The organism is Massilia timonae, from assembly GCF_001866515.1.
Taxonomy (GTDB): domain Bacteria; phylum Pseudomonadota; class Gammaproteobacteria; order Burkholderiales; family Burkholderiaceae_D; genus Telluria; species Telluria timonae.
The window spans coordinates 5601685-5625108 of the sequence record NZ_JRYB01000001.1 but is presented as its reverse complement, the minus strand read 5'-3'; the positions used below and the strand labels follow the sequence as shown (position 1 = coordinate 5625108).

Below are 23424 nucleotides of genomic sequence, written 5' to 3'. Positions count from 1 at the left end.
TTCCGCAGCTAGATCCAGTATTCGGTCAGGCGCGACATCATCTCGCGCAGCCGGTCACCCCAGGGCCGCCGCTTCCAGTCTTCGAGCTTGATCTCCTTCGAGTGGCGCAAGTCTTCCCTAAACGCCGCTTCCATGTCGCGTCCGAAGTGCGGATCGAGCACCACCACATTGACCTCGTAGTTGTGGATGAAGCTGCGGCGGTCGATATTGGCCGAGCCGATCGACGACCACATGCCGTCGATGACCGTGGTCTTGGCGTGCAATACCGCCACCTGCAGCTGGAAGATGCGCACGCCGCCCTCCAGCAGCTCGTGGTAGAACGATTCGCCCGCATACTTGATGAAGTCGTGGTCCGACACGCCCGGCAGCACCAGCTGCACGTCGACCCCGCGCTTGGCCGCCGCGATCAGGCCGTCGACGATCTGCCGGTCCGGCACGAAATAGGCGGCCGTCAGGTGGATCGATTTCTTCGCTTCGCCGATCGCCAGCACCAGCGACTTGTAGATTTCCGAATCGCGGTCGGGCGAGGTCGCCAGCACCCGCACCACTTTCTCGCCCACCGGGGCGAGCTTGGGGAAGTACTCGACCTGGGGCAGTTCGCCCGCGTCCTGGTGCACCCAGTTGTCGATGAAGGCCCATTGCAGGGCGCCGACCGCCGGTCCCTCGATCTTGATGTGGGTGTCGCGCCAGCCGACGTCTTCCTCGTTGACCTTGCTGGCGCGCTTGTTCGAGCGGAACAGCGAGCTGTTGGCATAGGTGCTGCTGATATTGATGCCGCCGGTGAAGGCGACCTTGCCGTCGACGATCATGATCTTGCGGTGGTCGCGGTTGTTCAACGCCCATTTGCCGGGCCGCTTGGTCGGGTTCACCGGATTGAACACCAGCACGTTGATGCCGGCCTGTTGCAGGCGCTCGAAGAATTCCTTCGGCGTGGCCAGCGTGCCGACGCCGTCGACGATGATGTTGACGGTCACGCCCTCGGCGCGCTTCTGCATGAGGATTTCGGCGAACTGGGCGCCGATCTCGTCATGGTCGAAGATATAGGTCTCGAGGTTGATCGAACTCTTCGCGTTCCTGGCCGCCTCCATCATGGCGCGCATGGTGGCCGGGCCGTCGAACAGCAGCGAGACCTGGTTGCCGGCGATGAGCGGCACCCCGGTGGCCTGCTCTTCGAGCACCGCCAGCTGCTTGAGGTCGGGCGAGGCGCGCGCCCAGCGCCGCTTGAGCAGCGCCGCTGCCTGCCCGTCCTTCAGTTCGCCGCGTTGCGTGGCGACGGTGGGCACGGCCTTGTCGGGCGCTCCGGCGATGGTGCTGCGGTCGGGCAGGGCCTTGCATGAGGCCACCACGCAGACGAAAGCAATGAAGCCGAACCAGGCGGCGAAGCGCTTCTTGTTCATTTTGTTCCCCTCGAGGACTCGGTATCGGGCGGCGGCAACTGGCGGTGCCGCGGGCCCAGGAAGAATTCGACCGGCGAATAGGCGAAGCGCCGGCCCAGCGCCTGCACCAGCAGGATCCAGCGCTTGAAGACGATCTTGCGTGCGCGCAGCGCCACCCACAGCGCCAGCCCGAAGCTCACCAGCAGGTTGACGGTGCCGATCAGCAGCACGCCGGCGGTGGCGTTGGCGATCTGGGCCCAGCTCATGCCGTAGTCCAGGGCCACCAGGGCGGTCGCGAAATTGGCGGCCGAGAAGGTGATGTGGCGGATGTCGATCGGCAGGCCGAGCAGGAAGCCGACCGTGCCGGTGGTGCCGAGCAGGATGCCGAAGAAGAAGTTACCCATCAGGCCGCCGAGATTGTCCTCGACATAGCGGCCCAGGCGCGCCACGCGCTCGGCGCCCAGCAGGCGGCGCAGGCCGCGGATCTGCTGCACGCGCTGGCCCATGCGCGTGTACAGCGCCTTGTTGTCGTAGTAGCCCGAGATCAGGCCGGCCACGAACAGCCAGACGCCGGCGACGGCGGCGTAGGCCAGGGCCGGGCTGTGCAGCGGGTCGATGTCGTTCAGCAGGTGCAGCGCCTTGATCGGGTCGACCAGGTGGTGGCCGGTGTGCCAGCGCACGAGCTCGGCGATGCCCAGGGCCACCGGAAAGGCCACCAGCACGTTGCCGAGCACGGCCACCATCTGGGTGCGGAACACCTTGTTGACCAGTTCGGCCAGCTTGTCGACGTCGATGCCGCGTCCGCTGGCGGAGCGGTGCAGCGAGGCCGCGATGCGCTGCGCCGTCATGGCCGGCTGCTTGGTGGCCACCGTGAAGTGCAGCATGTGGATCAGCACGAAGCCGAGCGAGTAGTTCATGCTGAACAGGAAAGCCTCGACCAGCGGCGGCGTCCTCAGGTAGCCCAGCAAAATCTTGAACAGCGCCATGAAGCCGACGATGAAGCCGGCGCCGGACGAGGACCACAGCATCTTGCGCAAGTCCTTGCGGTCTTCGGCGATGTAGTGCTCGCCGGTGCGGCTGGCGTTCTCGGTGACGTTGCGCGCCAGCAGGTGCACGTTGTCGCGCACCAGGCCGCTGACCTGGTACTTGGTGTTGTGGGCCTCGATCAACTCCTCGGCCAGCGAGATCGCGGCGCGCTGGCGCGGGCTGAGCAGCGCCGCGTCGGGGACCGCCAGCTGGCCCGGCTTGTCAGGTTGCGGCGCCACCGGCAGCAGCACCTCGCCGTCGACCACCAGTTCGTCCATCACTTCCAGCACCGGCGCCGGTGTCGAACCCTTCTCGTCGACGTCGACCAGGAACAGCAGCTTTTGCAGGCGGTCGATGCTCTGCTGCACCGCCACCAGCAAGTAGGTGAGGGCGATGCTGGTGCCGTTCGACAGCGCCAGGCGCCGGATCTTGAGCACCACGTCCTCGCACTGGTCGAGCATCACCAGGAGATGGCGCGCGTCGTCGGGATGCTCGCGCTCGCCGGCCAGATAGCGCGCGTATTCGTCGAGGTAGCGGTTGGCCTCGATGTTCTGCATCAGGAAGGGCGAATCGAAATTCTCGATCTGGCTGTAGCTGTGCACCAGGCGCGGCTCGAGGCCGAGCGCGCAGATGCGGCAGGACAGGGTGCGGATCGCGTCCAGCAGGCCCTTGAGCGTGACCACGCGCGCGCGGCCGGGCGCGCTGTCGTCCGGCGGCGGGGCATTGGCGATCACGTCGAACAGCTGCATCCAGTCGCCGTCGGGCACCGCGCGGATCCATTCGAAGTCGTCCTCGCGGTACAGCACCTGGTCGAGCGCGTCCGATAAATACAGGTTGTCGAGCGCGGGCGGCAGGAAGCGGTAGGTGATGCGGCTCTTGAGTTCGGTGACGAAGCCGTCGTTCGACAGGATGCCGATATCGCTGTAAAGACTGGTGTGCCGCCGCTTCTCGAGCAGGGTCGTGAGGTAGCGGCGCAGCGCCCAGGCCTGGGCCGGATTGCCCTTCAGGAGCTGGGTCAGCGTGCGCACCGCCTGGGCCGGATCGTCGCCGTCCTGCCACACCCAGCGCTGGCGCGGGCGCAGGTGGCAGACCAACTCGACCAGCAGGTCGATGTCGTCACTGTAAGGATCGATCCGTTCGAGAGTAGCAAGCATGAAAACAATTTTTACCGGAAAGCCATAGTGTACGCGACGAGGCCGGCAAATATGGTGTGGCAGCGAACAGTGAGATAGTCGATGAAGCCGCCACCGAGGCGCCCTTGCAATAAAAGTCTTGCTCTTTCGGGGATTTCCTTGGAGCATGTATCGGCGTGCCGCGCATAGCGTAGTGCTTGCCGGCGTAATGACATGGGCCGTAACGCTGACATGGAGACAGATCGGTATGACTGGACAGTTTGAGATGAGCGATGTCGGTTTCATCGCCCGCATCGTGGTGGGCAATGACGATCCGCGGAATATGCTTACCGAAGAAGAAATTCGGCAGCAGATGGAGCAGGTCAATCGGTGTCTGAGCGAAACGCCGCGCGGCCATATCATTGGCATGGAAAGGGGCGGCGTCTCGCATACGATCGGCGAGCAGCAGGTGGTGTTGCAGTATTGCGTGTATCACATTGGTTTTGTACGTAAGCCGTGGTTCATGGACGAGCTGGCTCACCCGGCTCGCGCCGGCGTGGCGCCGACGGCGCATGCGTCCGTCGCTCAGCCTCCAGCTGTGTCCCAACCGACTGCCCAGCCGGCCAAGCCTACTGAGCCGGTCAGACAACCCACGACGGCGAACGAAGCCACGATGCAGCGGGTGCATGACACACACACAGAGATAACCGTCAACGGCATCACGCTCGAGCAGTTAAAGACGATCTTGACGGGCGATGACAGCGATGCACGCGCCAGGCAGTGGCTGGAACCGTTGAATGCGGCGATGCAGGCCGGCGACGTCAACAGCCCTGTGCGCCGGTCGGCTTTTCTTGCCCAGGTCCTGGCCGAGTCGAACGAATTGCGACACGTCGAAGAATCACTGAACTATCGCCCCGATCGCCTTCGTCAAGTCTGGCCACGGTATTTTCCCGACGAGCAGACGGCCGCCGCCTATGGTCACAACCCCCAGGCGCTCGCCAACAGGGTCTACGCCGATCGCCTGGGCAATGGCGACGAAGCCAGTGGAGACGGTTGGCGCTACCGAGGCCGTGGCCTGATCGAGATAACCGGACGCGCCAACTATTCCGCATTTTCGCGGACGGCGGGTCTGGATGCGCTGGCGCAGCCAGACCTGTTGTTGGCGCCTGAAGGCGCCGCCCGGGCGGCGGCATGGTTCTGGCGTGAGCATGGGCTCAACCAGCTTGCCGATAACACTGCCGGGCCCGATGGGTTCAGGCCGTTCGACGAGATAAGTCGGCGCGTTAATGGCGGAAGCAGTGGCTTGGATGAGCGCAGGGCCTATTGGCGGCGCACCCGTCTCGCGCTCGGCATTGGGTGAGTGACCGTTCCTTCAAACTTACGCAAAGCTATTCATAGTTAACTTCGCTGTTGAATTCCTGCTTCATAAGGGCCGGTTTCGCCTCACACTTGATGTGCGAGGCCAGCGCCTTCCCCTCCACAGGCAGCTACGGCGGAACTCGCCGCTAGATTTTTCAGGTTAATCGCCGCGTTCAGGTCGCGGTCGTGGCTTGTTCCACAATCCGGACATACCCAGCGACGAGTGCCCAAGTCGAGTTCAGCAAGCAAGTAACCGCAGCATGAACACGTTTTACTGCTCGGATACCAACGGTCGACCACCACCACCCGCCCACCACGTTGCGCCGCCTTGTACTCCAGTTGCCGGCGCAACTCACCAAAGCCCATGTCGGCAATGGCACGTGACAAGCACCGGTTGGCAAGCATGCCCCTGACATGCAAATCCTCGATCCCGATGGTGTGGAATCGGCGCGTGATATTCGTGCTGAGCTTGTGGAGGCTGTCACGTCGCAGGCTGGCAATCCGGGCATGCAACTTGGCCAGTTTTATTTTCGCTTTGCCACGGTTGCGTGAACCCTTCACCTTCCGGGACAAGCCGCGCGATAGCCGCCGCAACCGATCCAGGAGCATGGCCAGCGCTTTTGGTCCAACAAAGGTCTCGCCGGTTGACAATTTCGCAAGCGCCGTGACACCCAGATCGACTCCGACCACGTCTTGGTTTTCAACGGGAGGCAAGAGAGGCTCTGTGATATCGACAGTGATGCTGGCATACCAACGATCGGCAACGCGTGAGATCGATGCGGAAACGCGCCTGCCGGCAAACCGCAGCGATTCCCACATCCTGACCCATCCAAGGTGCGGGATCCAGATGCGTTTTTCCTCGACGCGAAACTGGTCGTTCGTTAACGTAAAGCGGTCGTCACGACCTTTACGCCGAAAGGTCGGGTAGCGTGCTCGTCCTTTAAAGAAGTTTGTGAAGGCGCGCCCTAACTGCATGATTGCCATCTGCGGCGCATTCTTCGTCACCTCCAGCATCCAGGGGTACTGCTCGCGCTTGATCGCATTGAGCTGGCGCCTCAGCGCTGTCTCGTTCGGTTTTTGCAAGCATGGAGCGGCCTTGCACGCCTCATACTGTCGCTGCCACTCGGCCAGTGCCCAGTTGTAGGCGAACCGGGCAGTGCCTGCCGCGCGGGCAAGGTAGGTCGCCTGGACGTTGTTGGGGTCGAGACGAATGCGATGACCGCGGAACATAATGGTTCCCCAGAGGCGTGGCCTGCGTTGGCTATGAAACCGGCAAGAGCAAATCAGCCGGTCTTGTCAGAGCTGGTGAGGCACCTGATAGTTCCCAAAAGCGCACCCTACAGCCGCATTCCAGATTTCCAGCCCATCTTTAGCAGATGCGAACCATCGCACTCGCGCTGCGGGCATGTATTCCTCCCATAACGACCAGCGCACTCCCGCATTCATGTCCGTCCGACTATTGTCGAGCCAAACTTTCTCAAAGTGGGCAAGTTTGAGAAGTTTCAAGTAGCTTTCGAACTAACTGTAATCAACCCCGGTCTTTTCGCTCGGCCGCTCCATGTGGTCTACTGGACGCAGGCACGCCAGTGCCGATACACTGGAGTGCTCTGCAATGGAAGGAAACCATGTACCTCACTTATTACAACGGCCAATGGGCTGAAGGTAACACCCCCCTGTATGGCGCGATGGACCATAGCCTGTGGCTCGGTTCGTCCGTGTTCGACGGCGCGCGCGCGATCCGCGGCAAGCTGCCCGACCTGCGTCCGCACCTCGAGCGCGTCATCGCGTCCGCCGAAAAACTGGGCCTGCGCTGCCCGCTGACGGTCGAAGAAATGGAAGCCCTGGTGCGCGAAGGCGTGGCCAAATTCCCGCATGATGCCGAACTCTATATTCGTCCGCTGGTGTTCGGCTCGGAGGGCTTCCTGATCCCGGTCGCTGAAAAAAGCCAGTTCGCGCTGACCCTGTTCGATGCGCCGCTGCCGCCGTTCACCGGTTTCTCGGCCTGCCTGTCGACCCTGCGCCGTCCGCAGCCGAACATGGCGCCGACCGACGCCAAGGCCTCGGCCCTGTACGCCAATTCGACCCGCGCCATGCGCGAAGCGAAAGAGCGCGGCTTCGACCAGGCCATCATGCTCGACGCCGAAGGCCACGTGGCCGAATTCGCGGCGTCGAACCTGTTCCTGGTGACGGAGGAGGGCAAGGTGGTGACGCCGGCGTTGAACGGCACCTTCCTGGCGGGGATCACCCGTGCGCGCGTGATGGCGCTGCTGGCCGAGGCCGGCGTGCAGGTCGAAGAGCGCAGCGTCAAGGCCACCGAACTGAATACCGCGCGCGAGATCTTCAGCACCGGTAACTACGGCAAGGTCACGCCGTGCACCCGTTATGAGGAGCGCACGCTCGAAGCCGGCCCGGTCGCGCGCCAGGCGCGCGAGCTGTACCTGGCGTTCACCGAAGCGGCGTGATATCGCCGCATCGGAAATGACAAAGGCCGGCATTGCCGGCCTTTGTCGTTGATGGGGGCGATCAGCCGCGCGCAGGTTCGGCGACGTAGATCTCGACGCGGCGGTTGCGCGCCTTGCCCGCGTTGTCGTTGTTCGAGGCGATCGGTTCGCGCGAGCCGCGGCCTTCGATGGTGATGCGGTTCGGGTTCACGCCGCGGCCGGCCAGGTAGTCGCGGGTGCGCGAGGCGCGGTCGACCGACAGCGGCTGGTTGATCGCATCGCTGCCGGTGCTGTCGGTGTGGCCGATGATGACGACGTTGGTGTTCGGGTTCTCCTGCAGGGTTTGCGCGAAGCGCTGCAGGATCGGCTGGAAGTTGCCCTTGATGTCGGAGCGGCCCGTGTCGAACGAGATGTCGCTCGGGATTTCCAGTTTCAGGCGGTTGTCCTGGGTCTGGGTCACTTGCACGCCGGTGCCTTGCGTGGCTTGTTCCATCTGCTGCTTCTGCGCTTCCATGCGCTTGGACCAGATGTTGCCGATCACGGCGCCCGCGGCCGCGCCGATGGCGGCGCCGCCGGCAACGCGGCCGCCGCCGCCGCCGCTGGTGGTGCCGCCGATCAGGCCGCCCAGGCCGGCGCCGATGCCGGCGCCGGTCGCGGTGCCGCGCTGGGTGGCGCTCATGTCGGCGCAACCGGTGGCGGTCAGGGCCACCATGGCGATGGCGGCGGTGGTTTTAATGAAGTTTTTCTGCATCATGGAACTCCTTAAGTAAAAAATCCGTTTCGTCGTCACGCCCGAATCAGGCGCGACCGCGAAACGGATTGGGTCTTGCGACAAGCGTCACTTGTCATTTTACTGCTATATGCCGCGTCCGCTGATCAGGCGAACCAGGATCATGATGACGGCGACGACGAGCAGGATGTGGATGAAGCCGCCGATGGTGTACGAGGTCACCAGGCCGAGCAGCCACAGGATAACGAGAACGACAGCGATGGTATATAACATGGTGGATTCTCCTCTACTGTTTGCGCTGGTTGCGCTGTGATTCCAGTATGTACTTGCCCACTGTTGCGTACCGTTCGATGGCGTACATTATGCGCAACTTTTTCGCTTTCGCAAGCCGGGAATCCAGCCCATCATGCCCACCAGGCCGGTGCAGCCGATCAGGCAGGTGAGCAGGCCGCCCGCGATCAGGAACACGATGTCCTGCGGCTGCAGGTGCCCGTTGCCATCGGGCGCCGGCCCGGCCGACAACAGGCCGAACAGAGTGAGTACGACTCCCCAGACGATGATGCCGATCCATGCCATGCTGTTCATGCGCTTCTCCCACGATTGATGGTGTCCCGCTTTTCATTGCAGCGTGATTCGATTGTCGGGTCAGCTCATCCATAATTCCGTGCGTTGGCGCACATTGCATTCAGGAAAAAGTTTGGCCGGGATGCTTGCGCAATCCCGGCCATGTGCTAGCCATGCAGCCTGCCTGAGATCAGGCCATCCTGTTTATGCCACCGAGCGCAGCCGTCCCTTGACGATGCGCACGCGGTCGCCGCTGCGCCATTGCGGCTGGCTGTTCTGGCGGAAGGTGCGCAGGGTGCCGTCGTCCAGGCGCACCCGGATCTCGTAGCTGGTGGTGGCCTTCATATTGCCTTCGACCTGGTTGCCGACCACGGCGCCGCCGATCGCGCCGGCCGCGGTGGCCAGGGTGCGGCCAGTGCCGCCGCCGACCTGGTTGCCCAGCAGGCCGCCGATGACGGCGCCGCCGGCCGCGCCCAGGCCGCTGCCTTCGGCGCGCTGGGTGATGGTGCGGACCGATTCCACGTTGCCGCAGTTCGAGCACCAGTCGCGCTCATTGGCGGCGACCTGGGTCGGCTTGCTTTCCTTGACCGGCGTTGCCGCGACCGGGGCGACGGCCGGCGCGAGCTGCTGCACCGGGGCCGCGGGTACGGCCTGCGCCGGCGCCGGCGCATAGGCCTGCTGCTGCGCCTGCTGTGCCGGCGCGAGCGGCGCGCCCGGATAGGCGGCATAGCCCGGCTGCTCGGGGACATCCTGCGGCAGGGTGGACGCCAGCGCCTGGCGGTCGGCTTCGGTCAGCTGGCGGTTGGCGGTGCCGCCGACCGACGAGGGCAGCCAGCCCATGATGGCGGCGGTGCCGACCAGGCAAAACAGCACGACCGCGGCCGCTGCCAGCAGCAGCAAGGGATGGGTACGGTTCTTGACGGGATTGTGTGGGGGCGTATTCATCTTTATTCCTTTCGTATGGCGTTGACGCCTCGGTACGATGATTGTCTTCAGGAACAACCCAAGGTTCCGTGCGTCACCGTACATACTCGCTCATGGGGCGGCGGTTACGCTGACTGAAATTGTTTGCAAATGTATCTGGAACGGGGCGTATCCGGCTTGCGCTGCGTACTGATCCTTACAATTTATCCTGAGGAAAGAATGAACTCTGCCGTCCACCCGCCCGTCGCCGAGTGCCACAGCAACCTGCTGCTGGCGGCGTTGCCGTCGCACGAAATCGCGCGCATGTTGCCGATGCTGGACCAGGTCAGGGTGGAGGCGGGGCAGGTGCTGTGCGAAGCCGGCGATCCGATCGAGCACATTTATTTTCCGCACGATTGCCTGGTATCCCTGCTGGGCGTGGCCGAGGGACGCATGACGCTCGAGGTCGGCCAGGTGGGACGCGAAGGCATGCTGGGCGTGACCAGCGCGCTGGGCCACGACACGACCCAGGTGCGCGCCGTGGTCCAGCGCGCCGGCAACGCCAGCCGCATGGAGGGCGCGCGCTTTCGCAGCGAGGTCGAGCGCAATCCGGCGCTGCAGAAGGTGCTGTACCGGTATACCGACGCGCTGCTGGCGCAGGCGATCCAGATCGCCGTCTGCAGCCGCTTCCACGTGCTCGAGGCGCGCCTGGCGCGTTCGCTGCTGGTCACACGTGACCGCCTGCAATCCAACAAATTCCACCTGACCCATGAATTCCTTGCGCACTCGCTCGGCGTGCGCCGCGTCGGCGTCACCAAAGCCGCCAGCGCGCTGCAGCAGCAAGGCCTGATCGACTACAGCCGCGGCAATATCGAGATCCTCGATCCCGAAGGCCTGGCCGCGGCGGCCTGCAGCTGTTATGCGATCGTCAGGGAAGCCGGCGCCATGCCGGTCGCGGACATGCCGGTCGCGGACATGCCGGTACCGGACGGTCACGCCGGTTGAGCCGGCGGCGATGCTGCGTTCCTGTAATCAACCCTGCGCGGTTCTTCCTCGAGGACACGTTAAAAACACAAACGCCCGGCAAGCCGGGCGTTTGCTGTCGGACGAGGACGTCGATCAGTTGGTGGTCTTGACCTGGTTGCCGATCACGCCGCCGACGGCCGCGCCGCCTACGGTGCCGAGCGCGCTACCGCCGGTCACGGCGCCACCCAGCACGGCGCCGGCGCCGGCGCCGATGGCGGTGTTACGGTCTTGCTTCGACATGTTCGAGCAGCCGACCATGCCGAAGGCGGCGGTTGCCAGGGTTGCGGTCACTACCAGCGATTTGATGTTTTTCATGATGATCTCCTTTGATGGGGTTACTTCAGGCGCAAGTCATTCCTGACCGATTTGACGCCCTTGACGGTTCGCGCGACCGAGGCCGCCGCGGCTACGCTGTCGGCCGAGCTCACGAAGCCGCTAAGCCGGACAATGCCTTGGTACGTGTCGACATCGAGATCGGAAACCGTCAGTTCGGGATCGAGCTTGATGGCGCTGCGCACGCCGGCAGTGATGGCATCGTCATCGACGGTTTCGACGCTGCCGAAACCGGGAATGACTGAGGCACAACCTGCCAGCGGTCCGCAAGCCAGGAAGGCCAGCAGGACTGGAATGCTTGCGTAACGCTTGATGCTTGATCCGTTCATTCGGGTATATCGTTTCTCGGTGACTTGGTCCAAGACTAGAGTCCGTTGCAAATTTGATCTGTTCGGCAACACACAATCGGCATGCCGTGTTGTTACAGGGTGTTTCAGCGGCGCGTGTCGCCGCCTCTATAGATGCGCTGTTCGGCCGCCGTGAAATGGGGGCGCTGTCGAAGATCCCGCGCGCCGCGCTCGGTTGAATCTCCCCGGTTATTGCGCAAGGCGTCGGTGGTATCCATCGATGTTTTCTACGTGGACGCTGCCGCTCTCAGCGCCCGCGCCGTGCCAGTCACGATACTGCTCAGACCATCGGCACACTCGGCAGTTCGGGCAATTCCACGCGAAACGATGACAGCGCCGGCATCAATGTGCGTCAACGAACTGAGTGCCGGGCATAAAAGTTTTATAACGTTCTCTACAACACTTCCCCAGGAGAATATGCGATGAATAAACATCAAACGATGACCGGGCTTCGCCTCAGCTGCGCCGCTGTTGTGCTGACACTGACCGCGTGCGCGAGCCCCGACCAGGCCCCGGCGACGGCCGACGTGGCGGTCTCGCGCCACGCGGTCGAGAACGCCGTGTCGGCGGGCGCCGCCGAACTGGCGCCGGCCGAGATCAGCGCCGCGCGCGACAAGATGGGCCGCGCCAACCAGGCCCTGGCCGCGCGCGACTACAAGCTGGCGCGCGAGCTGGCGATCCAGGCCCAGGCCGACGCCAAGCTGGCCCAGAGCAAGGCCGTGTCGGCCAAGGCGACCGCCGCCTCGACCCAGCTGAACGAAGACCTGCGCGTGCTGCGCGAGGAAGTCGATCGCGCCAACAGCCAGTGAGATGAACCCTTGACGTCCGCATTGAACGCATGAGTCCGCGCCGTCGAACGGCGCTTCAACAAGAAGAGGAACAAGAACATGAAAAACCGTAAATCCGCCGTTTCGATCCTGGCCGCCGCCGTGCTGGCCGCCGCCTGCGCCAGCGCCCCGATGACCACCGCGACCCTGGACCAGGCACGCGCCGACTTCGTCAGCGCCAACAACAATCCGCAGGTGTCGACCTATGCGCCGATGGAGTTCAAGCAGGCCAGCGAAGCGCTCGACCAGGCCAACCAGGCCGCGCATCGCCGCGAAAGCCTGGAAGACATCGACCGCCTGGCCTACGTCGCCAAGCAGCGCATCGCCACCGCGCAGGAAGTCGCCAAGGCCAAGGCCGCCGAAGCCGACATCGCCGACGCCGCACGCCAGCGCGACCAGGTCCGCCTCGAAGCGCGCACCGCCGAAGCCGAACGCGCCAAGCGCGAGGCCGAAGCCGCCACCGCCGCGGCCCAGCAGGCGCAGGCCCAGGCCCAGGCCGCCCAGCAGCAGAACGCCGCGCTGTCCGAGCGCGCCGCCCACCTGGAAGCCTTGCTGAACGACATCCAGGCCGTCAAGACCGAACGCGGCTATGTGGTGACGATCGGCGACGTGCTGTTCGCCACCAATCAGGCGACCCTGAATCCGAACGGAATGTCGACCCTGCGCAAGCTGGCCGACGTGATGCGCGAGAACCCGGACCGTACGGTGCTGGTCGAAGGGTTTACGGATAGTACCGGCAGCGCGAGCTACAACCAGGACCTGTCGCAGCGCCGCGCCAACGCGGTCGCCAGCGCCCTGGGCGAGATGGGCGTGCCGCGCGACCGCATTTCGATGAAGGCTTACGGCCAGGCATTCCCGGTGGCGTCGAACGACAACGCATCCGGCCGCCAGCAGAACCGCCGCGTCGAGATCGTGCTGTCCAACGATGGCGCGCAGATTCCGCCACGCGCCGCAATGCGTTGAATCCACGCCGAACACTGATTGAGGAAACACCATGGAACAGACGAACAACCTGGCACACGGCTTCGACATCGCGGCGATCCGCCGCGCGGCGGCCAACCTCGATGACGGCGCCGTCACCGAGGGTTACCAGGCCGACCGCGAAGCGGTCATCGCAATGCTCAACGACGCCCTGGCCACCGAACTGCTGTGCGTGATGCGCTACAAGCGCCATTACTACACGGTGGCCGGCCCCAACACGGGTCACATCAAGGCCGAGTTCCTCGAGCACGCCCAGCAAGAGCAGGACCACGCCGACCGCATCGCCGAACGCATCGTGCAGCTCAACGGCTCGCCGAACTTCAACCCGGCCACGTTCACCGCGCGCAGCCACGCCGAGTACGACGAGTCCGACGACGTGCAGGCGATGGTGCGGGCCGACCTGATCGCCGAGCGGGTGGCGATCGAGTCCTATCGCCAGATGATCGTGGCGATCGGCGACAAGGATCCGACCACGCGCAATATGCTCATCGACATCATGGCGGTCGAAGAAGAGCATGCCGACGATCTGCGCGACTTGCTGGCCTGAGTCGTCAGGCTGGTGCGGACCCCGGCCAGGCCCTGGCCATGGCCCGGGCCCGTGCCGGGTTGTTCGCGTCCGGTTTTTTCAATGATTTTCAGTGACAGGAGTAGAACATGCTAGAAACTTCCCGCAATACCAACGGCAGCATGCACCCGATCAGCGGCAGCACCTACGCCACCCAGTCCGACATGAAGGCGCTGGTGCGCGATGCCCAGTCGATGCTGACCGCGGCCGCTTCGCTGACCGGCGAAAAGGCCGAGGAGCTGCGCGCACGCGGCATGGAGCTGCTCGACCGCGCCCTGGGTGGCGCCAGCCTGCTGCCGACCCAGGCCGTAGAGAAAGGCAAGGAACTGGCCCACACGGCCGATGTCTACGTTAAGGACAATCCGTGGCGCACGATGGCGATCGCGGCCGGCGTCGGTGTGCTGCTCGGCGTCCTGCTGAGCCGCAAGCAATAAGGCCGGGGGACTGACGTGGATAAACAAGACGCGATCGTACATAACCCTGGTGTCATCAGCGGCATTTCCAGCCTGTTCAAGAGCCTGTTCGGGCTGGCGGTCTCGCGCGTCGAACTGGCGGCGCTCGAGCTGTCCGAGATCCGCAACCACGTGATCGAGCTGCTGGCCATCTTCGCAGCGGCGGTGCTGGCGGTCTGGTTCGCCATCGCCTTCGGCGCCATGACGGTGGTGGCGCTGGCGTGGGACTCGATGGGCTGGACCATCCTGCTGATCATGTTTGCGGTCTTCGCCCTGATCACGGCGGTGCTGGTGACGAAGGGACTGGCGCTGCTCAAGCAGAACAAGCTGGCCTTCCCGGCGACGATGAAAGAACTCAAGAACGACCGCGAAATGCTGTTGTAAACGGCTTTGACGAGCGCCTGCCTCGACGGGCGATCGCAAGCGGCGAATACAAGCGGTGTCACCAAGGGAGAAAGTATGCAGAATCAAAACGGAACGACAGGATTGGCCGGTCACCAGCACAGCCTCGATCCGGCGGTGCGCAAGGCGGAGCTATTGCGTGAAGGCGAGTTCTTCCGTGCAGGCGTGGCGCACGCCAAGGCCAGCATCCAGTACGGCATCAAGCCCGAAGTCATGCTGCACTCGGCGATGGATCACGCGACCTGGGCCTTGCGTGCCCGGGCCGATGCCTTGCTGAAGCCAACCGGAACCAATGTGTCGGTGCTGTTGCCCTATGCGCTGGGCGTGGTCAATTTCGTGCGCCAGCGCCGGCTGGGCAAGCAAGCAGCGGGCGCCGCCCTGGTGCTGGGCGCACTGGGCTGGTACGTCAATCGCAAACGGGCGCAGCAAATACCAGAATAAGGGTAAGCTGTCTTCGAAACGTTGCCGCGAGGAGTTTTGCGGCAACCGCCAGCCGGAACGCCGGTTGGAACGTGCGGTTGAAACGTGTGGTTGAAACGTGCAGTTGAAACATGAGCGATCGCGCCGCCATCAAGAACGACAGGGCGGATCGTGTTCTACAGAATATGGTGGGGCTTGAGCGGCGTCGCAATCGGGGATTGGACGCCGTCTTTTTTTGTCCTTTGCAGATCATTTCCCGCTTGTCGCACTGGGCATCGCACTGGGCATATAACGCACGCCACGGCCGGCGGTTGACGTGTGGCGTGCCTCTTCTTCGACATCTTTCCCTGCGCAGGGACCTGTTCCAGGGCTGCACGACTTGCGCTCGGTGGACGCTCAGAAGCAGGCTCATACGGTATGCTGGGGTCAACAGCGATCCCCGAGGCGCAGCATGCATCCGTCCAATATCGTCCTGCTCGAATTCCATCCTGAACGCGATGACCTCAGCCCCGGCAAGGAGCTGCGCAACGGCCTGTCGGTGGCCCTGCGCATGGGTGACACCTTATGGGTGGCCAACGACGAGTCGCTCACCATCGAGCGCCTGACCCTGGCGGCCGAGGACAGCCGCGGCAAGACCAGTTTTGCGCGCGCGCACCACCAGTTCGCGCTGCACGACTTCCTGCAGCTGCCCTTGCCACCGCATGACGAGGAAGGCAAGCGCATCAACGAAGCCGATATCGAGGGCCTGGCCAGCGACGGTGACTATCTGTGGCTGACCGGCTCGCACAGCCTGCGTCGCAAGCAGCCGGACGCGGGCGATGGCGTGCGGCGCACGCACAAGCGCCTGGCCAGCGTCAGCGCCGATGGCAACCGCTACCTGCTGGCGCGCATTCCCCTCGTCAGGCAGGACGGCGGCTTCACGCTGCAGAAGGAAGCCGCGCACAAGGGCAAGCGGCGCACCGCGGCGCTGCTGCGCGGCGACGAGCACGGCAACGAATTGACGGGGCTGCTGCGCCAGGACGAGCACTTCGGTCCCTTTCTGGCCATTCCGGGCAAGGACAACGGTTTCGATATCGAGGGCATCGCCCTGGCCGGCGAGCGCGTGCTGCTGGGCTTGCGTGGCCCGGTGCTGCGCGGCTGGGCCGCGATCGTCGAGGTGGCGCCGGTCGACGATGGCGAGGAGGGCTGGCTGCGGCTGGCGCCGCTCGACGACGAGGGCGCCCTGTACCGCAAGCATTTCCTCGACCTGAACGGCCTGGGCATCCGCGACCTGTGTGTGCAAGGCAAGGATCTCCTGATCCTGGCCGGGCCGACGATGGATCTCGACGGGCCCGTGGCGCTGCTGCGCTGGCCGGGCGGGGCGCGGCCGGACAAGGCCTCGGTGGTGGGTCAGGACACGCTGGAACACGTGCTGGCGCTGCCGTTCGGGCAGGGCGTCGACCACCCCGAAGGCATCTCGCTGTTTTCGAGCCAGGACGGGCGCGAAGAGGGACTGCTGGTGGTGCACGACTCGGCGTCGCCCAGCCGCCAGATCGGCGACAGCACCCTGGTGGCGGACGTGTATCCGCTGCCGCCGCGGCGCAAGAAGAAGTAGGCGAAAAAAAAGCGGCCACCGGGGTGGCCGCTTCATCGAGGCGCCGATTGCCCCTATTGCCGTGGCATCGGCTTGCCGAGCTGGGCGGTTTCGCGCTGCCAGGTGGCGCGCGCTTCGTCCATGCACGACTTGCGTTCGGCCGCCGGCGCCTTGCGGCAGGCGTTCTGCGCCTCCTGCAGCGCCGCGCCGAGTTCCTTGCGCAGCGTCTGCTGCTGGGGATCGTTGCGATACCAGCGCTGCGGGTCGCCTTGCGCGATCTCCCGCGCCTGCTGGCGGGCGACGGTCGGGTTGACGGTCGCGTCGGTGCCGGCCTGCAAGGTATCCTGGGCCGACGCCGCGAAGGCGACGCCGCCCAGGGCGCAGGCGCAGGCGCCACGCGCGATGCGGGTGAGAATGGTCATGGTTGCCTCCAGCTGTTCGATGGCCGGTGCGCCGGCCGGATGTGCGTGAGGAGGGCGGGAGGCATGCTCCCGTCCGCCTCGTGCCGGTGGATCAGTAGCGGTAGACGCGGCCGTCGACGATGCGCACGCGGTTGCCCACGCGCAGATCGTAGGCGCTGTCCTGGGTCACGGCGCGGTATTCGCCGTTATCCATGCGCATATTGATCTGGTACATCTCCGGACCCGCGGCATTGCGGTTCTTCTCGACGTTGTTGCCGACGACGGCGCCAGCCAGGCCGCCGGCCACCGTTGCCGCCGTACGGCCGCTGCCGCTGCCGATCTGGCTGCCGGCCAGTGCGCCGACCACGCCGCCCAGCACGCCGCCGGCGCCGCTGGTGCGGTTCTCGCCCTGGACCACCTGGATCGATTCGATCACGCCATAGCCGGCAGAGGCGGTGCTGCTGCCCGAGCCGTATCCATTGTTGTAGCCGTAAGGCTGGGAGCTGTTGCTGGCGCAGCCAGTGAGAAGCGCGCCGGTCGCGAGCAGGGCGACGATAAATTTGCGGTTAGCATTCATGTTGTTCTCCTGACAAAAGTATGAATCCAGAATAGTCAGGTGACCAGAGAGGGTCTGTGCGTTGCCGCACCCACCTTGTTCCGAGGGTAGAGCCTGCCGCTATCACTATGCTGGAGGTGGCCGATCGGCTCGCGCAATCCCGCTTCCAGCGTTTGGCTTGTTCTATGTCTACCCATCTATAGGCGTGCGCCAAGAGTCTGTTAGTTGTGTTCGGCATCGAACAGAAACCCGCTGCACGGCATGTAAAGATGTCTCCAATGTTGACAAATGGAGAACAAAAACAATGAAGACGTCGCATGCGCTCCTTCTGATCGGTGCAGCTCTCGGCTGGGCTGGCCAGGCTGCCGCCCAGCAGCCGGAAGCGAAGACCGTCTACCAACAGGCGATGGACGCCGCCGAAGCCGCTTACGACGCCGCCAAGGCGCGCTGCGACGTGATGGCCGGCATCCCGCACGAGATCTGCGTCGCCGACGCCCGCGCCGCCCGTGTGCGCGTCGAGGAAGAAGCGGGCGCCGCCTACAAGAACACGCTGGCGGCCTATACCCAGGCGCGCATGCGCATCGCCTCGGCCTATTACGAGCGCGACAAGACGCGCTGCGGCGCCGCGGTCGGCAACGACCGCGACGTGTGCCAGCGCCAGGCCAAGGCGACCCTGGTGGCCAGCCAGGCCGACGCCCGGGCCGACCGCAAGGCGATCGAGGCGCGCCTCGAAGCGCAGGGCGCCAAGATCGACGCCGAATACCGCGTCGCACTGCAGAAGTGCGATGCCTTCGCCGGTGACGTCAAGGAAGGGTGCATCAGCACCACCCGGACGGCCTACGGCAAATGAAAGAACCTGCGGGCCGGATTGCCGGCGCCGCCCAACCCGCCCGCAAGGGTATTGCACCACCATGACTATCAATAAGGAGCCATCATGAAAATCGCCAAGAACCTCATCTCCGCCGCATTCGTCGCCACCGTCGCCATCACCGCCGTCGGCTGCTCGTCGACCAACCAGCAAGCCAGCACCGGCGAGTACATCGACGACGCCGTGATCACCACCAAGGTCAAGGCCGCCCTGGTCAATGACCCGAACGTGAAGGCACGCGAAGTCAACGTCGAAACCTTCAAGGGCGACGTCCAGCTGTCGGGCTTCGTGGCCGATCCACGCGACGCGCAGCGCGCGGTCGAGATCGCCCGTGGCGTCAAAGGCGTGACTTCGGTCAAGAACGACATCCGTGTGAAATAATATGCGGATAACCGGGGCGGCCCGGCATCTCGTTCAGGCATACCATGCAGCTAGCACCAACCGATCCGGCCACGCCGGCAGCATCCAACCCTTCGCCTGAACCAGCCGCCCCCGACGCCGCGCGCGCGGACACGCGCGCGGCCGGCGACGACATCGCCTTGCACATCGGCGGCATGCGCGTGCCGCTGCACGTCAATGCGCGCGGGCTGTCGCTCGGCATCCTTGCCACCATCGCCTTCGTGTTCGCGCTCCAGTGGGCGCAGAAATTCTTCGTGCCGCTGCTGCTCGGCATCCTGATCGCCTACACCCTCAATCCCGTCGTGCGCTGGCTCGAGCGCTGGCACGTCAAGCGCATCATCGGCGCCACCCTGGTCACGGCCGTGATCGTGGGCGCGATGGCGGGCACCCTGTACCGGCTGCAGGGCGAATTCTTCAACATCCTCGATGAATTGCCGACGCTGACCCACAAGGTCACGCGCATCCTCACCAATACCAGCGGCCAGCGCTCGACCCTGCAGCAGATGCAGGCGGCGGCGGCCGAGATCGAGCGCGCCGCGAGCAACGTCGGCGCCGACGCCAAGCGCCTGGCGCAGCAGCGGCGCCAGTATCCGCCGCCGGCCGCCGCGGCCAGTTCGCCGATCCGCGTGATGGACTGGGTGCTGGCCGGCTCGATGAGCCTGGCCGCCTTCATGTCGCAGGCGACCATGGTGGTATTCCTGGTGTTCTTCCTGCTGCTGGCGGGCGACACCTTCAAGCGCAAGCTGGTCAAGCTCACCGGCCCCTCGCTCACACGCAAGAAAGTCACGGTCCATATCCTGGACGACATCAATACCTCGATCCAGAGCTATATGTTCATGCTCCTGGTGACCAATATCCTGCTCGCCCTCTTGATGTGGGGCGCGCTGCGCCTGATCGGCCTCGAGAACGCCGGCGCCTGGGCCGCCTTCGCCGGCGTGGCCCACCTGATGCCGTATTTCGGCCCGCTCGTCATCACGGTCGCGACCGGGCTGGCGGCTTTCCTGCAGTTCGAGACCCTGAGCATGGTGATGCTGGTGGGCGGCGCCTCGATGGCGATCGCGACCCTGGTCGGCATGGTCGTCGCCACCTGGATGACCGGCAAGATCGCGCGCATGAACCCGGCGGCGGTCTTCGTCAGCCTGCTGTTCTGGGGCTGGTTGTGGGGCGTCTGGGGTTTGCTGCTCGGTGTGCCGGTGGTGATGGTGCTGAAGGTGGTGGCCGAGCGGGTCGAGGGGATGGAAGTGGTGTCGGAGCTGCTGGGCGAATAAGCGCCGCAGTCGCCGCGCGGGCATGCCGGGCCGGCCGGCCCGGCATGGTTTTTTACGCGGTATTGGCTTTCGGTTCCACGCCCGTCACTTCCTTCGGCTTGTTGTGCAAGCTACCCATCTGCAGGGCGTACTGGCGCGCGAACTCGGCGCCCAGGAAGAAGATCTGCGCCGAGTAATACACCCACAGCAGCAGCGCGATCAGCGAACCGGCGGCGCCGAAGCTGTCGGTGGTGCCGCTGTTGCCGATGTACAGCCCGATCCCGAACTTACCCAGCGTGAACATCGCCGCCGTGCCGAGCGCACCGATGGTGACGTCCTTCCACGACAGCCGCACGCGCGGCAGCAGCTTGTAGATCACGCCGAACAGGGTGGCGATGACCAGGAAGCCGATGCCCGAGGCGATCCAGCCCATGATGATGGCGGCTTCCTGCCACACACCGGTGATGAACTTCTCGGCCACCGTGGTGGCGGCGCTGACGACCAGGGACACCATCAGCAGGAAACCCAGCACCAGGACCATGCCGAACGACAGCAGGCGGGTGCGGATCGTGTTCCAGATGCCGGCGTCGGCCGGCGCCGGGAGGCCCCAGATCTCGTCCAGGCTGTCCTTCAGCTCGGAAAACACGGTGGTGGCGCCGACGATCAGCAGCACGGTGGCGACGATCGTGGCGAAGCGGCCCGTCTCCTTGTTCTGGGCGCCGGCCAGGATGGCCTGGATCGTGTCCGCCCCCTGCGCCCCCAGCAGCCCGCGCAGCTCGGCCAGCAACTGGCCTTGCGCGGCTTCCTCGCCATAGAAGAAGCCGGCGACGGCGATCACCAGCACCAGGATCGGCGCCAGCGAAAACAGGGTGTAGAAGGCCAAGGCTGCGCCCTTGCTGGAGGCACGGTGGTCCAGCCATTCCGTTACCGCGCAGCGCAGGACTTTCAGAATCTGGTGCGTGTAAGGGAACCATTTCTTAACTGCCATATCCCATCCTCCAAATGAAAAGGGGGCCGAAGCCCCCTGATTCAGCGTCGCCGCGACCAGCCGCTTTTCCCTGCCGCCGTACGGGACGGCGGGCGGGAAGGCGAGTGCGTCGGGGCGGTGTCGCCTACGGTATTACTGCTGCACTGGCACTTCGACCGTGATCTGGTCGACTTCAACGCGGCGGTTTGGCTCCAGGCAAGCGATCAGCTGAGCGCGGTTCTTCTGGTTGCACTCGACCAGCGGGTTGGCTTCGCCCTTGCCGATGGCGCGCAGGCGGTTGCCGTCGATGCCCTTGCCGACCAGGTATTCACGCACGGCGTTGGCGCGGCGCTCCGACAGCTTCTGGTTGTACGATTCCGAACCCAGGCGGTCGGTGTAGCCGGTGATTTCGACGTTGGTGACCGAGGTGTCGGCTTGCAGGGCAGCGGCGATCTCGTCCAGCTTCGGCGCCGGGGTGATCACTTCAGCCTTGTCGAAGGCGAACAGCTTGGTGGCTTCCAGGGTCACTTTCTGGAAGCGCGGTGCTGGTGGTGGTGGCGGTTCGACTGGCGCCGGTGCTGGAGGCGGAGCCTCGACCACTGGAGCTGGAGCCGGCGCCGGTGGCGCTGGTGGCGGGTTGAACGCGTAGTTCAGGCCGACGGTCAGCATCTTGTTGTTGCTGCGCTTGAAGCCGAATTCTTCGTCATCACGCAGGAAGCCGCGCACGGTGCGCAGGTCGGCTTGCAGCGACCATTGCGGGGTCAGGCTGGCCTGGAAACCGATACCGACGGTAGCGTACGGCGAGTTTTTCTCGACGTTGCGCAGTGGGTTGTTCACCTTGTCACGCTCGGCGCCCAGGCCGAACAGGACGAACGGACGGAAGCGATCGCGGCTCAGCATCAGCAGGGCGTCGACGCCCAGCAGGGTCTGACGATACTCGCTTTGGCCTTGCTCGAAGCGGGTCTGGCTGGCGCCGATCTGGATGTCCCAGTTCTGGTGCACCGCCTTACCGAACTTCAGGCCGCCACCGGTGTCGCGATCGTCCACGCCGAAGTCTGCATCCGGCTTCACGTGGTTGACGCTTGGCTGGATGTACCACGACGGGTTGATCTCTTGGGCGAGGGTGGCGCCGGATGCGCACAGCAGTGCGGCAGCCAGGGCGATCTTCTTGGTATTGTTCACAGGTAACTCCCGTAGGTTAAAGTTGATGACAACGCATACGTCAGCAGCGATGTTGGATAAAGCATAACAGTGCAAGTTCCGTCAGCTCGGTGCGGTAGCGCACCCAACGTGGAAAGGCTGTGCGATTTTACAACAGTAGTAAAAACTCCACATTTCCAAGATGAAACGAACTGTAACGACACTGTCATGTACAGAGCGTACGTGCGGCGCGCGCGCACTGTCATCCGGCTGTCATGCCGACATATTTATATTAGGGGTGTGACATGACGTCCTGACATGCCGCGACGTGCGCGCATGTAATGCCAAAAGAGCGCTTGCGGTTTCCGTGGTGGTCCGCGCTGGAAGGGGGCGACAAAAAATGCTTTCAGGAATGTTGTCGAATGTTGGATGGCGCACAGACCATGGTGTCTGATGCAGGCAATCTTGAGTCCAGTTAAGCGGAACCGAGATGTTGTCAGGGTGTCATACGACACACAGCGACCCGGACCACACAGTCTCACTCTCTATATTGGAGCTCATCGATATGCATGCAACGACTCAGCACAACGCGGTCCCAGGCGAAACCGGCGCAGTGCACACTTCCAGCAATTCGGCGCTGATCGAGCGCGTCCCACCACAACCGACCGAGCGCGCCCCGATTTCGCTGGCCCCGATCGAGCGTGTGCGTTCGACCTCGGCCACCCAGCGTCGCATCGAAAACATGCAAAAGCTGATCAACGAGTTGTCGAACCACGAAATGCTGGCCGACGAGATCGCATGGTTCCTCAAATTCTCGCCATCGGGCGCCCGCAAGTACATCCGCGACCTGCGCGAAGCCGGCGTGATCGAACTGGCGCGCTATATCGAAGGCACCGCCACCTACCTGGGCAAGGCCGTGTACCAGATCTCGCCAGATCCGGAGCGCGTCAAGGCCTTCCTGGCCGCCATCTGCCAGCCGAAGCGCGAAGGCGCCGCCCCACGCAAGGAGCGTCCAGGCCTGCGCGAACAGAATATGGCCGGCAGCGGCCGCCATTTCCACATCCTGGCCGATGACACCCACTACGCGATCCGCGTAAACCGCAGCCCGGTCGCCCGCGACCCGCTGGTGGCGGCCCTGTTCGGCCCGGCGCCAGGCCAGAACGCCCCCGCCGCCAAGGAACGCGCCTGAGTGCGCGCCCGGGGCCGCTGCGGTAGAGACCCGCAACGGCTTCGGTTCGACGATCGCTGTCGTCATTTTTGCCGCGCTTCATGCGCGGCTTTGTTTTTTCTGCGCCCGCTTTTCACACGGGCTGCCGCGCAGGGCGATCCGGGTGACCAACTTATTGCAACTCCCGTGTTGAAAACCGGTCAATAATCCTCACTTGTCTGCCATGCCGCCGCTCAGCCGG

The 23424-nt window shown here is 64.4% G+C and carries 28 protein-coding genes; 14 read left to right on the top strand and 14 right to left on the bottom strand.

The window, feature by feature from the left end:
• Positions 1 to 8: 8 nt before the first annotated feature.
• Both cls and LO55_RS24005 read right to left on the bottom strand, forming a co-directional pair.
• A complete protein-coding gene (cls, locus tag LO55_RS24010) occupies positions 9 to 1397 on the bottom strand; it encodes a cardiolipin synthase (RefSeq protein WP_071363390.1) in 1389 nt (462 codons plus the stop codon).
• Positions 1394 to 3556 (bottom strand): site-specific recombinase, encoded by a 2163-nt coding sequence (locus LO55_RS24005; RefSeq protein ID WP_071363389.1) that lies wholly within the window; start codon positions 3554 to 3556, stop codon positions 1394 to 1396. The genes cls and LO55_RS24005 overlap by 4 nt, the downstream gene beginning before the upstream one ends.
• Positions 3557 to 3800: 244 nt before the next feature.
• Between LO55_RS24005 and LO55_RS27135 the strand changes: the two genes are divergently transcribed.
• A complete protein-coding gene (locus tag LO55_RS27135) occupies positions 3801 to 4874 on the top strand; it encodes a glycoside hydrolase family 19 protein (RefSeq protein WP_229410224.1) in 1074 nt (357 codons plus the stop codon).
• 83 nt (positions 4875 to 4957) lie between these two features.
• Here the strand turns inward: LO55_RS27135 and LO55_RS23995 are convergent, their stop codons facing one another.
• The gene (locus tag LO55_RS23995; protein WP_071363388.1) at positions 4958 to 6103 is read right to left on the bottom strand and encodes an RNA-guided endonuclease InsQ/TnpB family protein; all 1146 of its coding nucleotides are present in this window, start codon (positions 6101 to 6103) and stop codon (positions 4958 to 4960) included.
• A gap of 395 nt (positions 6104 to 6498) precedes the next feature.
• Here LO55_RS23995 and LO55_RS23990 point away from each other — a divergent pair, with 395 nt between their 5' ends.
• Entirely contained in the window at positions 6499 to 7335 is an 837-nt protein-coding gene (locus LO55_RS23990; RefSeq protein ID WP_071363387.1) for a branched-chain amino acid aminotransferase, read from the top strand.
• Between the two features lie 61 nt (positions 7336 to 7396).
• Here LO55_RS23990 and LO55_RS23985 read toward each other — a convergent pair whose 3' ends face one another.
• From LO55_RS23985 to LO55_RS23975, 4 genes are all read right to left on the bottom strand, one after another.
• Positions 7397 to 8065: a YiaD family glycine zipper/OmpA-like lipoprotein gene (locus LO55_RS23985; protein ID WP_071363952.1), complete on the bottom strand. Its 669-nt coding sequence runs from the start codon at positions 8063 to 8065 to the stop codon at positions 7397 to 7399.
• A gap of 105 nt (positions 8066 to 8170) precedes the next feature.
• A complete protein-coding gene (locus LO55_RS26545) occupies positions 8171 to 8317 on the bottom strand; it encodes a lmo0937 family membrane protein (protein ID WP_005671362.1) in 147 nt (48 codons plus the stop codon).
• Positions 8318 to 8404: 87 nt separating this feature from the next.
• Positions 8405 to 8629, bottom strand: a complete 225-nt coding sequence (locus LO55_RS23980) for a hypothetical protein (RefSeq protein WP_071363386.1) — start codon at positions 8627 to 8629, stop codon at positions 8405 to 8407.
• Positions 8630 to 8812: 183 nt separating this feature from the next.
• Positions 8813 to 9553, bottom strand: coding sequence for an outer membrane lipoprotein (locus tag LO55_RS23975; RefSeq protein WP_071363385.1), 741 nt, complete (start codon positions 9551 to 9553; stop codon positions 8813 to 8815).
• Positions 9554 to 9751: 198 nt separating this feature from the next.
• On the opposite strand from LO55_RS23975, the gene LO55_RS23970 reads away from it, so the two are divergent.
• Positions 9752 to 10516, top strand: coding sequence for a Crp/Fnr family transcriptional regulator (locus LO55_RS23970; protein ID WP_071363384.1), 765 nt, complete (start codon positions 9752 to 9754; stop codon positions 10514 to 10516).
• A 114-nt stretch (positions 10517 to 10630) separates the two neighbouring features.
• On the opposite strand, the gene LO55_RS23965 is transcribed toward LO55_RS23970, so the two are convergent.
• The 3 genes from LO55_RS23965 to LO55_RS27220 all read right to left on the bottom strand — a co-directional run bounded on the left by LO55_RS23965 (position 10631) and on the right by LO55_RS27220 (position 11435).
• The gene (locus LO55_RS23965) at positions 10631 to 10852 is read right to left on the bottom strand and encodes a YMGG-like glycine zipper-containing protein (protein ID WP_005671353.1); all 222 of its coding nucleotides are present in this window, start codon (positions 10850 to 10852) and stop codon (positions 10631 to 10633) included.
• A 20-nt stretch (positions 10853 to 10872) separates the two neighbouring features.
• Entirely contained in the window at positions 10873 to 11232 is a 360-nt protein-coding gene (locus LO55_RS23960) for a BON domain-containing protein (protein ID WP_229410223.1), read from the bottom strand.
• A 71-nt stretch (positions 11233 to 11303) separates the two neighbouring features.
• On the bottom strand, positions 11304 to 11435 hold the full coding sequence (locus LO55_RS27220) for a hypothetical protein (protein WP_267873249.1): 132 nt from the start codon (positions 11433 to 11435) through the stop codon (positions 11304 to 11306).
• A 204-nt stretch (positions 11436 to 11639) separates the two neighbouring features.
• Here LO55_RS27220 and LO55_RS23955 point away from each other — a divergent pair, with 204 nt between their 5' ends.
• From LO55_RS23955 to LO55_RS23925, 7 genes are all read left to right on the top strand, one after another.
• Positions 11640 to 12026, top strand: coding sequence for a DUF4398 domain-containing protein (locus LO55_RS23955; protein ID WP_005671349.1), 387 nt, complete (start codon positions 11640 to 11642; stop codon positions 12024 to 12026).
• 78 nt (positions 12027 to 12104) lie between these two features.
• Positions 12105 to 13007 (top strand): OmpA family protein, encoded by a 903-nt coding sequence (locus LO55_RS23950; protein ID WP_005671347.1) that lies wholly within the window; start codon positions 12105 to 12107, stop codon positions 13005 to 13007.
• Between the two features lie 31 nt (positions 13008 to 13038).
• Entirely contained in the window at positions 13039 to 13572 is a 534-nt protein-coding gene (locus tag LO55_RS23945; protein WP_071363382.1) for a ferritin-like domain-containing protein, read from the top strand.
• Between the two features lie 107 nt (positions 13573 to 13679).
• Positions 13680 to 14024 carry an ElaB/YgaM/YqjD family protein gene (locus LO55_RS23940; RefSeq protein WP_005671343.1) on the top strand — a complete coding sequence of 115 codons (345 nt, stop codon included), beginning with the start codon at positions 13680 to 13682 and terminating at the stop codon, positions 14022 to 14024.
• 15 nt (positions 14025 to 14039) lie between these two features.
• Positions 14040 to 14426, top strand: a complete 387-nt coding sequence (locus LO55_RS23935; RefSeq protein ID WP_005671341.1) for a phage holin family protein — start codon at positions 14040 to 14042, stop codon at positions 14424 to 14426.
• A 75-nt stretch (positions 14427 to 14501) separates the two neighbouring features.
• A complete protein-coding gene (locus tag LO55_RS23930) occupies positions 14502 to 14885 on the top strand; it encodes a hypothetical protein (protein WP_005671339.1) in 384 nt (127 codons plus the stop codon).
• Between the two features lie 430 nt (positions 14886 to 15315).
• Positions 15316 to 16458 carry a DUF3616 domain-containing protein gene (locus LO55_RS23925; RefSeq protein ID WP_083415542.1) on the top strand — a complete coding sequence of 381 codons (1143 nt, stop codon included), beginning with the start codon at positions 15316 to 15318 and terminating at the stop codon, positions 16456 to 16458.
• A gap of 53 nt (positions 16459 to 16511) precedes the next feature.
• Here LO55_RS23925 and LO55_RS23920 read toward each other — a convergent pair whose 3' ends face one another.
• Both LO55_RS23920 and LO55_RS23915 read right to left on the bottom strand, forming a co-directional pair.
• Positions 16512 to 16859: a hypothetical protein gene (locus tag LO55_RS23920; RefSeq protein ID WP_071363381.1), complete on the bottom strand. Its 348-nt coding sequence runs from the start codon at positions 16857 to 16859 to the stop codon at positions 16512 to 16514.
• Between the two features lie 91 nt (positions 16860 to 16950).
• The gene (locus LO55_RS23915) at positions 16951 to 17415 is read right to left on the bottom strand and encodes an outer membrane lipoprotein (protein ID WP_005671333.1); all 465 of its coding nucleotides are present in this window, start codon (positions 17413 to 17415) and stop codon (positions 16951 to 16953) included.
• A 283-nt stretch (positions 17416 to 17698) separates the two neighbouring features.
• Here LO55_RS23915 and LO55_RS23910 point away from each other — a divergent pair, with 283 nt between their 5' ends.
• From LO55_RS23910 to LO55_RS23900, 3 genes are all read left to right on the top strand, one after another.
• Positions 17699 to 18244: a hypothetical protein gene (locus LO55_RS23910; protein ID WP_071363380.1), complete on the top strand. Its 546-nt coding sequence runs from the start codon at positions 17699 to 17701 to the stop codon at positions 18242 to 18244.
• Between the two features lie 84 nt (positions 18245 to 18328).
• Positions 18329 to 18643, top strand: coding sequence for a BON domain-containing protein (locus LO55_RS23905; protein WP_005671329.1), 315 nt, complete (start codon positions 18329 to 18331; stop codon positions 18641 to 18643).
• Positions 18644 to 18687: 44 nt separating this feature from the next.
• A complete protein-coding gene (locus LO55_RS23900; protein ID WP_005671328.1) occupies positions 18688 to 19929 on the top strand; it encodes an AI-2E family transporter in 1242 nt (413 codons plus the stop codon).
• A 52-nt stretch (positions 19930 to 19981) separates the two neighbouring features.
• Here LO55_RS23900 and LO55_RS23895 read toward each other — a convergent pair whose 3' ends face one another.
• A complete protein-coding gene (locus tag LO55_RS23895; RefSeq protein WP_005671326.1) occupies positions 19982 to 20896 on the bottom strand; it encodes a YihY/virulence factor BrkB family protein in 915 nt (304 codons plus the stop codon).
• 132 nt (positions 20897 to 21028) lie between these two features.
• Positions 21029 to 22057 carry an OmpA family protein gene (locus LO55_RS23890; protein ID WP_005671323.1) on the bottom strand — a complete coding sequence of 343 codons (1029 nt, stop codon included), beginning with the start codon at positions 22055 to 22057 and terminating at the stop codon, positions 21029 to 21031.
• Positions 22058 to 22580: 523 nt separating this feature from the next.
• On the opposite strand from LO55_RS23890, the gene LO55_RS23885 reads away from it, so the two are divergent.
• Positions 22581 to 23204 carry a winged helix-turn-helix domain-containing protein gene (locus LO55_RS23885; protein WP_005671321.1) on the top strand — a complete coding sequence of 208 codons (624 nt, stop codon included), beginning with the start codon at positions 22581 to 22583 and terminating at the stop codon, positions 23202 to 23204.
• Positions 23205 to 23424: the final 220 nt, after the last annotated feature.

Coding starts and splice junctions, on each gene's coding strand:
- LO55_RS23920 (WP_071363381.1), bottom strand. CDS start 16,859: ATGACCATTCTCACCCGCATCGCGCGTGGCGCCTGCGCCTGCGCCCTG.
- LO55_RS23955 (WP_005671349.1), top strand. CDS start 11,640: ATGAATAAACATCAAACGATGACCGGGCTTCGCCTCAGCTGCGCCGCT.
- LO55_RS23940 (WP_005671343.1), top strand. CDS start 13,680: ATGCTAGAAACTTCCCGCAATACCAACGGCAGCATGCACCCGATCAGC.
- LO55_RS23900 (WP_005671328.1), top strand. CDS start 18,688: ATGCAGCTAGCACCAACCGATCCGGCCACGCCGGCAGCATCCAACCCT.
- LO55_RS23925 (WP_083415542.1), top strand. CDS start 15,316: ATGCATCCGTCCAATATCGTCCTGCTCGAATTCCATCCTGAACGCGAT.
- LO55_RS23995 (WP_071363388.1), bottom strand. CDS start 6,103: ATGTTCCGCGGTCATCGCATTCGTCTCGACCCCAACAACGTCCAGGCG.
- LO55_RS23970 (WP_071363384.1), top strand. CDS start 9,752: ATGAACTCTGCCGTCCACCCGCCCGTCGCCGAGTGCCACAGCAACCTG.
- LO55_RS23945 (WP_071363382.1), top strand. CDS start 13,039: ATGGAACAGACGAACAACCTGGCACACGGCTTCGACATCGCGGCGATC.
- LO55_RS23985 (WP_071363952.1), bottom strand. CDS start 8,065: ATGCAGAAAAACTTCATTAAAACCACCGCCGCCATCGCCATGGTGGCC.
- LO55_RS23910 (WP_071363380.1), top strand. CDS start 17,699: ATGAAGACGTCGCATGCGCTCCTTCTGATCGGTGCAGCTCTCGGCTGG.
- LO55_RS23990 (WP_071363387.1), top strand. CDS start 6,499: ATGTACCTCACTTATTACAACGGCCAATGGGCTGAAGGTAACACCCCC.
- LO55_RS23975 (WP_071363385.1), bottom strand. CDS start 9,553: ATGAATACGCCCCCACACAATCCCGTCAAGAACCGTACCCATCCCTTG.
- LO55_RS27135 (WP_229410224.1), top strand. CDS start 3,801: ATGAGCGATGTCGGTTTCATCGCCCGCATCGTGGTGGGCAATGACGAT.
- cls (WP_071363390.1), bottom strand. CDS start 1,397: ATGAACAAGAAGCGCTTCGCCGCCTGGTTCGGCTTCATTGCTTTCGTC.
- LO55_RS27220 (WP_267873249.1), bottom strand. CDS start 11,435: ATGGATACCACCGACGCCTTGCGCAATAACCGGGGAGATTCAACCGAG.
- LO55_RS23950 (WP_005671347.1), top strand. CDS start 12,105: ATGAAAAACCGTAAATCCGCCGTTTCGATCCTGGCCGCCGCCGTGCTG.
- LO55_RS23905 (WP_005671329.1), top strand. CDS start 18,329: ATGAAAATCGCCAAGAACCTCATCTCCGCCGCATTCGTCGCCACCGTC.
- LO55_RS26545 (WP_005671362.1), bottom strand. CDS start 8,317: ATGTTATATACCATCGCTGTCGTTCTCGTTATCCTGTGGCTGCTCGGC.
- LO55_RS24005 (WP_071363389.1), bottom strand. CDS start 3,556: ATGCTTGCTACTCTCGAACGGATCGATCCTTACAGTGACGACATCGAC.
- LO55_RS23915 (WP_005671333.1), bottom strand. CDS start 17,415: ATGAATGCTAACCGCAAATTTATCGTCGCCCTGCTCGCGACCGGCGCG.
- LO55_RS23895 (WP_005671326.1), bottom strand. CDS start 20,896: ATGGCAGTTAAGAAATGGTTCCCTTACACGCACCAGATTCTGAAAGTC.
- LO55_RS23930 (WP_005671339.1), top strand. CDS start 14,502: ATGCAGAATCAAAACGGAACGACAGGATTGGCCGGTCACCAGCACAGC.
- LO55_RS23885 (WP_005671321.1), top strand. CDS start 22,581: ATGCATGCAACGACTCAGCACAACGCGGTCCCAGGCGAAACCGGCGCA.
- LO55_RS23980 (WP_071363386.1), bottom strand. CDS start 8,629: ATGAACAGCATGGCATGGATCGGCATCATCGTCTGGGGAGTCGTACTC.
- LO55_RS23965 (WP_005671353.1), bottom strand. CDS start 10,852: ATGAAAAACATCAAATCGCTGGTAGTGACCGCAACCCTGGCAACCGCC.